At 66.1% G+C, this 12,499-nt stretch carries 13 protein-coding genes; all 13 read right to left on the bottom strand.

Going from position 1 to position 12,499, the window contains the following annotated elements; genetic code table 11:
* The coding region (locus VJ307_05170) for a hypothetical protein (GenBank protein HJX73530.1) at positions 1 to 582 on the bottom strand (582 nt) is incomplete at its 3' end.
* A complete protein-coding gene (locus VJ307_05165; GenBank protein ID HJX73529.1) occupies positions 579 to 1,106 on the bottom strand; it encodes a hypothetical protein in 528 nt (175 codons plus the stop codon). The genes VJ307_05170 and VJ307_05165, both read right to left, overlap by 4 nt.
* Positions 1,096 to 2,466 carry a type II secretion system protein GspL gene (gene gspL / locus VJ307_05160; GenBank protein ID HJX73528.1) on the bottom strand — a complete coding sequence of 457 codons (1,371 nt, stop codon included), beginning with the start codon at positions 2,464 to 2,466 and terminating at the stop codon, positions 1,096 to 1,098. Before gspL ends, VJ307_05165 begins: the two co-directional genes overlap by 11 nt.
* A gap of 11 nt (positions 2,467 to 2,477) precedes the next feature.
* Positions 2,478 to 3,338, bottom strand: coding sequence for a hypothetical protein (locus VJ307_05155; protein ID HJX73527.1), 861 nt, complete (start codon positions 3,336 to 3,338; stop codon positions 2,478 to 2,480).
* On the bottom strand, positions 3,328 to 4,845 hold the full coding sequence (locus tag VJ307_05150; protein HJX73526.1) for a hypothetical protein: 1,518 nt from the start codon (positions 4,843 to 4,845) through the stop codon (positions 3,328 to 3,330). Before VJ307_05150 ends, VJ307_05155 begins: the two co-directional genes overlap by 11 nt.
* A gap of 31 nt (positions 4,846 to 4,876) precedes the next feature.
* Entirely contained in the window at positions 4,877 to 5,836 is a 960-nt protein-coding gene (gspK, locus tag VJ307_05145; protein HJX73525.1) for a type II secretion system minor pseudopilin GspK, read from the bottom strand.
* A complete protein-coding gene (locus tag VJ307_05140) occupies positions 5,833 to 6,507 on the bottom strand; it encodes a type II secretion system protein GspJ (GenBank protein ID HJX73524.1) in 675 nt (224 codons plus the stop codon). Before VJ307_05140 ends, gspK begins: the two co-directional genes overlap by 4 nt.
* Positions 6,504 to 6,872, bottom strand: coding sequence for a prepilin-type N-terminal cleavage/methylation domain-containing protein (locus tag VJ307_05135; protein ID HJX73523.1), 369 nt, complete (start codon positions 6,870 to 6,872; stop codon positions 6,504 to 6,506). Before VJ307_05135 ends, VJ307_05140 begins: the two co-directional genes overlap by 4 nt.
* Positions 6,865 to 7,380, bottom strand: coding sequence for a prepilin-type N-terminal cleavage/methylation domain-containing protein (locus VJ307_05130; GenBank protein HJX73522.1), 516 nt, complete (start codon positions 7,378 to 7,380; stop codon positions 6,865 to 6,867). The genes VJ307_05135 and VJ307_05130 overlap by 8 nt, the downstream gene beginning before the upstream one ends.
* Complete coding sequence (gspG, locus tag VJ307_05125) at positions 7,349 to 7,804, bottom strand: type II secretion system major pseudopilin GspG (GenBank protein ID HJX73521.1); 456 nt, start codon at positions 7,802 to 7,804, stop codon at positions 7,349 to 7,351. The genes VJ307_05130 and gspG overlap by 32 nt, the downstream gene beginning before the upstream one ends.
* A 14-nt stretch (positions 7,805 to 7,818) precedes the next feature.
* Positions 7,819 to 9,024 carry a type II secretion system F family protein gene (locus VJ307_05120; protein ID HJX73520.1) on the bottom strand — a complete coding sequence of 402 codons (1,206 nt, stop codon included), beginning with the start codon at positions 9,022 to 9,024 and terminating at the stop codon, positions 7,819 to 7,821.
* Positions 9,025 to 9,033: 9 nt separating this feature from the next.
* On the bottom strand, positions 9,034 to 10,563 hold the full coding sequence (gspE, locus tag VJ307_05115; protein HJX73519.1) for a type II secretion system ATPase GspE: 1,530 nt from the start codon (positions 10,561 to 10,563) through the stop codon (positions 9,034 to 9,036).
* Positions 10,560 to 12,499 (bottom strand): type II secretion system secretin GspD (gene gspD, locus VJ307_05110; protein ID HJX73518.1); only part of this gene is annotated, 1,940 nt, incomplete at its 5' end. The genes gspD and gspE, both read right to left, overlap by 4 nt.

Genomic DNA, 12,499 nt, shown 5'->3' with positions numbered 1-12,499 from the left:
TATTCGGTCGTCTTCGAGAAGACGGGGCAGGGAGGTGAGCGGTCCGGAGACGGCCCAGACGACCCCCGCGCGGGATGCGACGGTAAAGCCGGCCGCCTCCACGAATTTTTCCTCTTTCTCCTGCGGCATCTCCCGGAACCGGACGAGAAAGGAAGTCGGCACGGTTTCCTTCCCTTCGCCGAACCGGTTAAGAACCTCCATCAGGAAAGCGGGATGGATCCGGGCAAGGGGCCCCTGCCGGCAGAGGTAGGAGATCTTCCTCACGGATTTCTCCTTGAGAAGCGGCGGGATGTCGGGGGAGTTGAGGAGGACGACGGCGGCGTTTCCGAAGGAGTCCAGCACCGACAGCTCGCGCCGGGAAAGCATCTCCGACTGGGTGAGGAAGGCGTCGGACCGGAACACGACGATGCCGGCGAAAAGAGCGGGCAGATTTTCCCGGATGATCAGGCCGATCTTTTCGTCCGCCTTCTCCTTGAGGATCGCCTCCTCCTCCGCGGTGAGGTCGGGTCGCTTGCGGTCGTCCCGGCACGCGGGCAGCAGCAGGAGGAGAAGGATCGCGACGAGGAGGATCCGGCGGGTCATCGGGCCGCCGGGAGCAGAAATCCGATGCGAAGGGTCGCGTCGAGGTACTTGCTGTCGTCGAAGCGGCTCTTCAGGTTGGCGGAACGGACGACGACGGGCAGCGGCCCGTTCGAAAGCCGGGTGAGGAGGCGGACCGCTTCCAGGTAGGTCAGGTTCTGCATCTTCAGATCGAACGACTCCTCGCCGACGTATTCCCCCGTCCGGGATCCGGCGGATTTGAGGCTGAAGGCCGACTGCGGGAAGCCCGCCTCCTGGATCGATGCGGTAAGACGCGCCAGCGGAGACTGTGGGGAGTTGGCGGCGGCGTTGACCTGATTCAACCGGCGGCGCACCTCCCGGTCCAGGATCGTGAGCTCCGGGCGCATCTTCCGGAGTTCCGCCAGGTCCTTTTCGGCGACCACCGAACCCCGCGACAGGGACCGCACCCGGGAGATCCCGGGGATCACCACGAACGCGAGCAAAAGGATCAGGACCGCTGCGCACGTGCCCAGCGCGAGGACGACCTTCTCGCGGCTACGAAGCACGGCCGTTTCCCCCGTTCTCGATCAGGATCGTGTACCGCACGTTCCCTCCCCGGGCGCTTCCCTCGGATTCCTGGACGGTCACCGTGGCGTCCCGTCCGAAGGCGGCCACGAGCGAGGTGCGGAACGTCTCGACGAGCTCCGCCGACCCCGCGTCGCCTTGAAGGCGGAGCCGGCCGGAATCGAAGGATACCTCGCGGACGGAAACGTTCTGGTTCGCCGGAAGCGCCTGCGACACCTTCGCCAGCATGGCGGTCGGCTCCGGAAAATCGGACCCCAGCTCCTTTCTCTGGCGGGCGAGCGCCTGGATCTTTTCCCGGATCTGCGCCGTTTCCTGGACGACGACCTTGACGCCCGGGACGGCCTCGGTGAATTCCTTCCGGATCTGGGCCCGGATCTGGGAGACTTTCTTCCCCTCGGCCCACTGCGCGACCAGGATCGTACCGACCAGGGAGATCAAGGCGATGACGCCCAAGGCGACCGTGATGCGGACCCGGGACCGGTTCCGCGCCCGTTCCGTCTCGGCCTCCGCGGAGGTCCGGAGGGAGAAGTTGCCGGTTTCCCGCCCGAAAAAAGGCGCGAGCGCCGCGCCGTAGGCGAGGGGCGAGACGTTCCCGGCCGCCCCCGGCGCCACGAAAAAGTCCGGGTGGGGGAGGAGTTCCGCGAGAGGAGGGGGAAGATCCCCGACCACGATGGAGGCCTGGGGGGATGCGCCGTGCGCATCGGCCTCCAGGATCTCCCGGATTCCGCTCACCAGTTCCCCCGGGGTCGCGGCGATCGCCTCGGGGAACTGGCGGGCCGTGGCGATGGCGCCTCCGGACAGCCGAAGGGCGACGAAATCGCTCCGGTCGGAGAAGACCAGGCCGGAGAATCCTTTCTTCGAGGAGAGAACGGCGCACAGAAGCGACACGTGGTCGGTGATCGCCCGGTCCGGGCGAAAGCCCGCCTCGGTGAACGAGGACACGACCTTCTCGACGGCGGACCGCCTCGCTGCGACGGCCAGGAACGTCCCCGGCTCCCCGGCGGGAAGGATGTCGGAAAGGATCTCCTCGTCGTCGATCGGGAGGTTTCCCTCGAGTTCCGCGATGTGCATCTTTTTCGCCCGCGGCAGGTCGGTGACGGGGAGCCGGATCATTCGCAGGAACGTCCAGGCGGGGGGAAGGGAGAGTACCGCGGACGGAAGGGGGCCGGGACCCGCGATCCTGCGGACCTCCTCCGCGAGCCGGGCGATGTCCTCCCCGCTGCCATACGGGTCGGTGCAGGGGACCTCGCACGATCCCTCCATCTTCGAGGAACGGAGGGAGTGCTCCCAAAGGACGGCGGAAAGAAAGTTGCGCGTGATGGAGATCCCCAGGCTTCTCAATGTTCCTTCCTTTAGAAGAACTGGAACTCTCCCGTTGGCGACAGGAGAGGCCCCCGGATCCTCAGATTAGCATTCTTGGCGTTTTTCGCCAGCAGGTCAAATAGGGTGGCGATCTTTCCCTCGAGGGGGTTCTCGATCCGGAGGTGGAACGTGATCGTGGCCTGGGGGAGGGAAAAAAGTTCCGCGATCTCGCCGGTTCCCTCGACATGCGCCCCCTCGTAGGTTCCGGCGATCGAGGAAACGATGAGGGATTTCCCCTGTACCGCGAAAAGGGCCTTCACATCCTGCAGCAGGGCCTCCCGGATGGGCGAGGAGGACTGGCGGATCGGGACGCGCAGCCAGGTGAACCTTGCGTTTCCCCTCCCGGAGATCTCCCCCGAAGAAGAGCGGCTCCATCGCGCCTCCGCGGACTCGAGGAGGAATCCGGTTCCCGACGTGGAAGGGGGGAGAAGGGAGGCAAATTCTTCGCTGGCGACGTTTTCGAGGGAGAGGCGCCCTTTCCCGGGGTTCCAGAACCGGGGGGAGGTGTACAGCTGCGCCTTCGCGTTCCCTTTCGATACCGTCACGTGGACCGGGAGCCACCGGAGGAGGCCGGTCCACTCCCACCCGGCCCGGATCGTGTCCAGCCGAAGCTCTCCTGTTCCCGGACGGAAGAAGGCGGCGTTTTCCAGCCGGATCCCCAGGGGGAACTCCGTCCGTGCCGTTTCCGCGGAAATCTCGAACCCGGACTTCGCCAGGAAGGGGCGAACAAGGGAAAGGATCACGCTTCCCGGGAGCGTGTAGGAAATCGCCAGGAGAAAGACGAGGAGGAACAGCAAAACGCCCGGGACGATCCACAGCCACCGCCCCCGGGGAAAGCGTCTACCCCACAAGGGCTTTCCTGAAGAATCGGCGGATTCCGAGGACGGCCAGCGGCAGCAGGATCAGGAGGGCGTCGGGGGTCCTGTCATTCCCGGCCGGTCCGGGATTGGCCGCGACACGGCACCCCGATTCGTTGAACGATTCCGCCTTCGACGTGGGCAGGCCGGTGACGTCGAGGTTCCTGTTTCCCGTACCCGGTACCGCGCCGGACCAGAAGACGACGACCTTTCCGCTGATGAACCCGAAGGCGGCCCGGGTGTAGTCCCCGTCGAGGGAGACCGGGAACTCGGAGGAGTCGAGGCCCACCGGTAGCGGGATTGTCGTTAATTGCGCGAAAGGATACGAGGAGGCGAACTTGAAGGCGAAGTAGACGGACCTCGTCCCGCCGCTTCCGTATCCCGTGACATGGATGGCCCCGAGGATGTCGAGGAACGCCGCGGGCCGGAAGACGCTGAAATCCCCGGGCAGGATCGCCTCCCCCGGCGGGGTGAGAAGGAAGTTGGTGTTGGTCGAGATCTCGACCGGGCTTCCGTCCTGGTTGTCCGCGTCGGGGTTGATGTTCACCAGGCCGAGGTTCCCGGCCGTCCCCGGGAGGGACTCGTCCGCCGCGAGGATGACGATGGAGCTGTTCCCGGAGACGAGGAGGTTCGGGTGCCCGAACTTCCGGGACCGCCCGAGGACCTCGGTCGCCGCAATCACGACGTTGTCCGCCCCGCTTGTCTCCTTCACCAGAGCGTAGTAGATCCCGTTGGGGTTGGAGGAGTTACTGTTCGCGGCCCAGGCGACGTGGGCGCGGTTCAGTCCGTCGAGTTTCAGGCTGGGCAGCGGGCGGAAGCCGGTGCTTCCCGCCACGGAGGAGAGGAGAAGCGGGGTTCCGGGGCTTCCCGTGACGGCGGCGCTCTCCAGGGAGATCCTCGCGTAGTAGACGCCGAACGGGTCCGCGACCCCCTGCCTTCCCGCGTAGGCCAGCCTGGCCGAGTTGTCCGCCGTGACCAGTCCGAACGAGACGTCCTCCTGAAAACCGCCGACTCCCGTTACCCTGCGCACGGAACGCTTCACCACCGCCTTGTTCGACAGCGTGAGACGCGCCACATAAAGCGCATACGTCGGGTCGGCGGAAGCGACCGGCTTGGCCTGGAAGAAGATCACCGCCTCGGTGGAGGAACGAAGGGCGATCTGGGGGTGACGGGCGTCGGCGTAGAGATCATTCCCCGCGTCCGTGTTGTCGATCGGCGTGGGCGGGGTGACGAAAAACCCCGCGGTGGTCCGGGAAAGGGAGAGGTTGGTGAAGTCCGTCCCCCCGTCGATCGCCGCGTAGTAGACGCGGAAGGGGCCGGCCGCGGTGTCCGCGCCGATGTAGGCGACGTGGTTGACGGCTCCCTCCACCGCCACGGAGGGCTGGTCGAAGACGCCGGGGGAGGCGGGATCGTTCACCGGGACGGTCCTTTCGGCCGCCGCCGTCGCCGCCATCGCGGCGGCGAGCACCATTGCCAGGATCCCTGTCAGGACACGTCTCATGCTCCCCCCGCGGATCGTGAAATTCGGTGCGTTATTCTACTCTCCAGTACCGCCATTGTATAGTTTTTCCGGACCGGATCCCGACGGAATCGATCGTCCGGACCGTTCCGGCGAACTCCCCCGAGGAACGCACGTGGAAGGCGGTCGACCGGGTGTCCATGAGGTCGCGGATCCGTGTCTTCTTGTACAGATCAAGAAGGAACGGGCTCACGTTCCCGATCTCCTCGATCTTCCGGAAGGGATTCACTTTCCGGTCCTCGATGATCTGGTCGGCCGTCGCCTCGGTGATCTCCCCGGCCTCGGCCGCGTCCTGCCCCGCGGAAAGAGCGAGGAGGATCTGCTTCGGGGCCGTGTTGAGGTTGACCTTCCCCGAGGAATAGAGGGTGACGAACGGCCGCAGCTTCTCGAACGCCTCCGGGGTCATTCCCCGGACGAGACGAAGTTCGTCGACGGTGTCGAAGAAATCGTTCTTCGCCTTGTAGGGGAAGGGGAGGGAGAGGTAGTAGGGGCTTTCAGCGCCCCCCACGCGGGGCGTATCGTCGTTGTCGAGCCAGTCGACGACGGCGTCCGCGAGCGACGGGTCGATCTCGAGGATCTCGAGAAGCCTCCGGAAGACGGCGAGCCTCTGGTCGTCGGGCGCGTTCCCGTTGGGAAGCACGAGGCGGTTCAGGTGGATCTTCCGCTCCTCGTCCTCCACCACGATGTGGATCGTTCCCTCGCCCAGGTCGATGGGGGGGACCGGTCTCGACCAGACCTCGTCGAGGGTATCGTAATCGTTGTTCCCCGCGTCTTCCCGAAGGGCGATCCGGGCCGCCGCGACGCCCGCCTCCCCCACGAGCTCCGCGCGGATGGAGTCGCGGCCGTATGCCCCCGTCTGCGCCGCTCGCGCTCCGACCCGGAAGACCTCCCACACCAGGGTGACGATCAGCACGAGGATCAACAAGGTGATGAGAAGGGCCACCCCCCGGTCGCCGGCCCTCCGCGCCCTCATTGCTTTGCCCCCGCCCGCCTTCCCGAAAACGGGATCGCCGCCTCCGTCCCCGCGAGAGGGAGGGGAACGACCCGACGGTACTCCTCGCCGGACGAGGAGGTGAGGATGATGGCCACCTTGCGGGGCAGCGCGGTCTTTTTCCGGCCGCCCGACGGCCACTCCTTCGTCCACGCGCTCCCGTCGAAGAACTCCATCCGGAAGCCCAAAAGCCGGTCCGCTATCCGGATCTCCCGCGTGGGGATCTTGTTCTCGATCAGGGGGAGGGAGGACTCCTCGCGGTAGAGCTCGAGGAACTTGCCCTCCCGGCCGAGTTTCGGGAAGTACCGGAGTTTTACGATGCCGTCCGCAGGGCGCGGTCCGCCCTGCTCCGGAAGCACGAAGGCGGTGAAGACCAGGGTGGCGGCGGGCTTCCCCGAAAAGGTGTCCTCGTGGCAGGAAAGCGCCGTCGCCTCGTTGCCGTCGGAGGAGAACGCACCCTGGATGTCCGCCCCGAGCCGGTCGATGCTCATTCTCAGCTGCCGGAAATCCCGGTACCTGTCCGAGAGGATCTCCCGGGCGCGCTCCACCCCCGTGAAGGAGGAGAGGAGCAAGAGGAGGACCACGGAGAAGATCGCCAGCGTGAGAAGGACTTCCACGAGGGTGAAGCCGCGTCTGCCTGCCGTCCTGCTCATCGCACCGCCAGCCCCGACAGGGTGATCGATTCCACGGTTCCGCCCGTCTTCCAGGACACGGCGAGGACCACCTCCCGGGCGTCGGCGTGGAGGGCCTGCTTGACGGCCAGCCGGAACGAGTACCCCTCGTGGGGAGAGGGGAATTTCCCTTCCGTTTCCTGGATCTCCGGGAACGTTTCGATGACTTCCCGAAGCTTCTCCTCGCCCAGGAGGGATGCCGTCGTCCACGCTTCCGATCTCTCCCCCGCGGAAATGGCCGCGGAGGTGACCTGGTACGCCATGATGAGCGTGGCGGAGAGGATCGCCAGGGACACGAGGACCTCGAGGAGCGTGAAGCCATCCGGGGAGGCGGCTCTTCTACGCATCGACCGTGACGTTCCCTTCGAGGATGTCGACCGAACCGTCCGTGGGGTTCACCCGGAGGGTCCACTCGGGGGGATTCGCGCCCCCGCCGGATTCGCGGAAGAAGATCCGGAAGGCGGGGATCTTCCCGCCGGGGAGGTAGCGGATCTCGGTGACGATGTCGGGAGGGCGGTCCTCCCCCTCGATCCGGACCCCCGTGATCGTCAGGCCCTCCGACAGCCCGCGGGGCGCCGGCAAGGCCCTTTGTTCCTCCATGGTGCGGAACCGGTAGGTCCCGGCGGACGGGTCGATGACGAGGCGGACCTCCCGTTTTTCGAAGAGGGCCGTGTCGAATGCCGCTTCGGAACCGGCGGCGATCTCCCGGAACACGGTGTCGCGGCTGGGGCCGGCGACGGAAGAGATGCGGGGGACGACGAGCCAGAGCAGCAGCCCCAGCACGAAGAGGACGATCGACAGCTCGATGAACGTGAAGCCCGGGCTACGGCGCGTCCCAGGAGTTGATGTCCGCATCCTCGCCTTCCCCGCCGGGGACATTGTCCGCCCCGTAGGAGCTTATGTCGTAGTCCCCGTGAGAGCCGGGGGAGACATACACGTAATTGTTGGCCCAGGGGTCTTTCGGCACCCGGTCGAGGTACCCTCCCTTCCGGTAATTCTTCGGGACCCTGCCGGTTTCGGGGGCCCGCACGAGGGCCTCGAGCCCCTGCTCCGTGGCGGGGTAGAAGCCGTTGTCGAGTTTGAAAAGCTGCAGGGCCTGCTCGATGTTCTTGATCTGGAGACGGGTCTGGGTCCGCTTCGCCTCCTCCGTCCGCCCGATCAGCCTGGGGACCACGAGAGCCGCGAGGAGCCCCAGAATGACGATGACGACCATGATTTCCAGAAGGGTGAACCCGGCGCGGTCGCGCATCCGGTTCCTTCCGCTCGGCATCCGTACCATGTCTTGTCCCTCCTCTAGCGGACGATCGTGGAGATCTCGAGCAGCGGCAGCAGAATCGAGATGACGATGAAGGCGACGACCGTCCCCATCAACAATATGATAACCGGTTCCATCAGGGAGAGGGCGCGGGACAGCCGGGCCTCCACCTCCCCGTCGATCGCCTCTCCCATCTTCTCGAGCAGGTAGTCGAGCTTCCCGCTTTCCTCCCCGACGGCCACCATCTGGACGAGCGTGGGGGGGATCTCGGCGTGGTGGCGAAGCGCATCGGACAGCGAGGACCCCTCCACGACGCGGGCCGCCGCCGCCTCGATGTGCTCCGCGATCACCGCGTTTCCCACGACGGGGGCGACGATCCGCAGCGCCCGGTCGATGGGGATCCCGGCAGTCGCCATGGTCGAAAGCGTCCGGGCGAACCGGGAGAGGGCCGACAGGTGGACGATCCTCCCGAGAATGGGAAGGCGCAGCAGGAAGGCGTCCCGGGCCCTTTTCCCCTTGTCGGTGGACAGGTACCGCCTGCCCGCCACGATCAGGGCGCCAAGCAGCAGGAGCAATACCCACCACCCGGCCGCCAGAAGGTTCGACACGGCGATCAGCGCGCGGGTGGGGAGGGGAAGGGCCTGGCCCATGTGGGAAAAGACCCCGACGATCTTCGGCACGACGAACGACAGCAGGAAGACGACGACCAGCGCCGCCACGGAGGCCATGAGCAGGGGGTAGGTGAGGGCGGACCGGACGCGGTTGACCGTCCGCGCCTGTTCCTCGAGGTGGTCGGCCAGCCGGGAGAGCGACAGGGGCAGCGTGCCGCTTTCCTCCCCGGCCCGCACCATGCTGGCGTACAGCTCGGGGAACGTCCCGGGATGGGACTCGACGGCGCGCGCGAGGGACATGCCGCTGCGCACGGCCTCCTGCACCTCCACGAGCACCCGGCGGCTTTCGGGGTCGTCCACCTGGGCCGAGAGCGACTGGAGCGCGGACATCACGGGGACGCCCGCCCCGACGAGGGTGGCCAGCTGGCGGGTGAGGAGGGGGAGGAACTCTTTCCGGCCGAGCAGGGAGAGGGAGGGGAGGAACCTGCCGCCGCCCGTATCCTCCACGATCGTGACCGGGTACATCCCGTCGGACCGGAGCTTCAGACGAGCGGCGGAGACGGTCTCGGCGTCGAGGACCCCTTTCTTCTCGGCTCCTGCCTGGGAGATTCCCGTATACCGGTACGTGGGCACGGGGACCTCTTACTCTTCCTGGGTGACGCGCAGCACTTCCTCCGCGGAGGTGATGCCGGCGCGGACCGTTTCCGCCCCCGCCGCGAGGATCGTGCGCATCCCCCGGCCGGTCGCGTGGGCCTTGATCCCCTCGGAATCCGCGCGCTCCAGGATCAGGGCGCGGAGACGGTCGTCCACGATCAGGATCTCGAAGATCCCGATCCGCCCGCGGTAGCCGGTGTTCATGCAGGAGGGGCACCCGCCCGGGGCGAAGAACCGGCCGGAGGGCTCCCCGGCGAGCCCCACCTCCCGCCACTGCGCGGGGGAGGGGACATACGGCGCGCGGCAGTCCGGGCAGAGCTTGCGGACGAGACGCTGGGCGACAACCGCCGTCAGGGAGGAGGCGACCAGGAAGGGCTCGATCCCCATGTCGACCAGGCGGGTCACCGCGCTGGCCGAGTCGTTCGTGTGGAGGGTGGACAGCACGAGGTGCCCCGTCAGCGAGGCCTGGATCGCGATCTCCGCCGTCTCGGAGTCCCGGATCTCCCCCACCATGATGATGTCGGGGTCCTGCCGGAGAATCGACCGCAGTCCGCCGGCGAAGGTGAGGTGGATCTTCGGGTTGACCTGGATCTGCCCGATGCCGTGGATCTGGTATTCCACCGGGTCCTCGATGGTGATGATGTTCTTCGTTCCCGAGTCGAGCCTTCGCAGCGCCCCGTAGAGGGTCGTGGTCTTCCCGGAGCCGGTCGGGCCGGTGACGAGCAGGATCCCGTTCGACCTCCCCAGGAGGCGCTGCAGCGAAGCCAGGTCGCCGGGGGCAAGCCCGATGTCCTCGAGCCCCAGCAGGAGGTTCGACCGGTCGAGAATCCGAAGGACCGCCCTTTCCCCGAACGCCGTGGGCACCACGGAAATGCGGATGTCGATCTCCTTGCCCCCGAGGCGGATCTTGATCCTCCCGTCCTGGGGGAGTCTGCGCTCGCCGATGTCGAGGCTCGCCATGACCTTGATGCGGGACACGACGGGGGCGTGCCACTTCCTCGGCGCGGTGACCATGGGGTAGAGGATCCCGTCGACGCGATTCCGCACGACGAGCTCCTTTTCGAACGGCTCGACGTGGATGTCGCTGGACCGCTCCCGGATCGCCCGGAAGATCAGGGAGTGGACGAACTTGATCACCGGGCCCTCGTCCGGCGTTTCGAGGAGGTCGCGGGTCTCCTCGAACGCCGCATCGACGTCGAGATCCCACTCTCCGGAAAGCCCCTCCGCCATCTCCCGCTCGGGGGTGTGGTACCGCTCGTAGGCCGCGTCGATCTTCTTCAGGATGAATTCCTCGGGGGCGGGGAGGACGCGGACCGGCCCGACGAGGAAGCGGATCTCGTCGAGCGCGTAGGTCGCCTCGGGCCGCCCGGAGAGGACGACGAGGGAGCCGTCCGCCTCCCGGCAGGGGAGGAGGAGGTGCTTCCGCGCATACCCGATCGGGATCTTCTCGAGCAGGCCGGCCTCGGCGGAAAGCGCCGAGAGGTCCTGCGTCCTATCCTTTCCCGGTTCCTGGCTCACTTCGCCTCCGTCGGCTTCTTCTCGGGGAGGATCCTCTCCACCTCCCCCTTGTGCTGCTCGATGAAATCGTCCATCTTCCTCTGGTGTTCGTTGGTCATCCGCCCCATCTCTTCCGGGTTCCTGATGATGTGCGGGGTCAAAAAGATGAGCAGGTTCGTCTTTTTCCGGCTGACCGAGGAGAACTTGAAGAGGTGCCCCAGGAGAGGGATGTCCCCCAGGAGCGGAATCTTCGACTCGCTGTTGTTGACCGTCTCCTGCATCATCCCGCCCAGAACCACGGTCTCGCTGTTCTTGACGAGAACGCTGGTCTTGGCGGACCGTTTCGTCGTCGTGGGGCCCACCGTGGAGGTCGCCAGCAGGGAGTCCCCCTTGACGGCGGACGATTCCTGGTAGATCTCGAGGTTCACGTACTCGCTCTCGTGGATGTGCGGCGTGATCCGGAGGATGATCCCGACGTCCTTCCGTTCGACCGTGTTGATGACGTTGGCGAGGTTCGTCGTGTCGCGGGACTGGCTGGTGATGAACGGGACGTTCTCGGCGACGATGATCTCCGCCTCCTTGTTGTCCAGCGTCAACAGGTGAGGGGAGGAGAGAACGTTCACGTTGTCGCGGGTCTGCGCGGCCCGCAGAACCGCCGTGATGGCGGGGATCTCCGTTCCATCCGGAAGCTTGACGTTGCCCGCGATTCCTGCCGCGATGAACCCGGTGCCGGAAAACAGCAGCGGGTTCCCGGTGGCCAGGGAAGCCAGCAGCTCGTTCAGATTGCCCGCGAAGTTGAAGTTCGTTCCCCCGAGAACGGCGCCGTTGTTGCGGGTTTCGGCCGCGCCGCGGAACTCGACGCCCAGGTCGCGCGCCTTGTCCAGGCTGATCTCCATGATCAGCGCCTCCACGTAGACCTGCCGCCGGCGGATGTCGAGTTTCTTGATGACTTCGACGAGGGTCTGGTAGTCGTTGAGCGAGGCGATGATGATGAGGGAGTTCGTGGCCTTGTCCGCCGTGATCTTTACCCCCCCTTCGAGTTCCGCGGTGATGACCCCCCGGATCGTGGCGGGCTGCCCGGGGGCCGGGGCGGCCGCGCCAGGCCGCTTCTCGGTGAGATTGGCGAGAACCTTGGCGACCTCCTCTGCGTCCGCGTTCTCCAGGTAGTACACGTTGATCTTTCCCGTGTTCTCCGGGGTCGGGATGTCCAGTTTGGCGATCAGGTCCAGGATGTCGTCGATCGCATCCTTCCCCGCGAGAATGAGCAGGATGTTCGTGCGGGTGTCGGGGATGAACTTCGGGGCGTTTCCGCGTGCCCTGCCCGGACGAACGGCCCGGACGCCGCGGCCGACCACCTGGGGGGTCGCGACCTCCTGATAGAGGGAATCGAGCGTCTTGGCGATCTCCGTGACGGAGGCGTTTTTCAGCGCGACGATATGGAGCGTGTTTCCCGTCCCCTCCCGGTCGATTTCCGCGAGGATCCGCATGACCCGGTCGATGTTCGACCGGGAGTCGATGATGATCAGGGTGTTGGAGGCGGGAAATGAGGTGAGCAGACCGTCCTTGGATACGAGCGGAGTCAGCAGGGTGACGATCTCCGCGACGTCGACGTACTGAAGGGGGATCAGCCTTGTGATGATCTTTGCCCCGGGCTCCCGGCTCCCGTCCGTCTCCGTCGGCAGGTTCTCCTGCCGGGCGCTGCTGATCGGGATGATCTTGATGGTGTTGTCCTGCTCCACGGTGGCGAACCCCTTGACGTGGAGGACGGACAGGAAGACGTTGTAGGCCTCGTCCAGGGTGATTCGCCGGGGCGAGATGATCGTGATCTTCCCCTGGACGCGTTCGTCGAAGATGAAGTTCTTTTTGGTCTGCTCGCTGATGAACTTGATGAGCACGGGGAGATCGACGTCGGTGAAGTCCATGGAAATGTATACCGGGGGCGGGGAAGGCGGAGGGG

The organism is Candidatus Deferrimicrobiaceae bacterium, assembly GCA_035256765.1.
GTDB lineage: Bacteria > Desulfobacterota > Deferrimicrobia > Deferrimicrobiales > Deferrimicrobiaceae > CSP1-8.
This window is presented reverse-complemented; position numbering and strand designations above follow the sequence as displayed.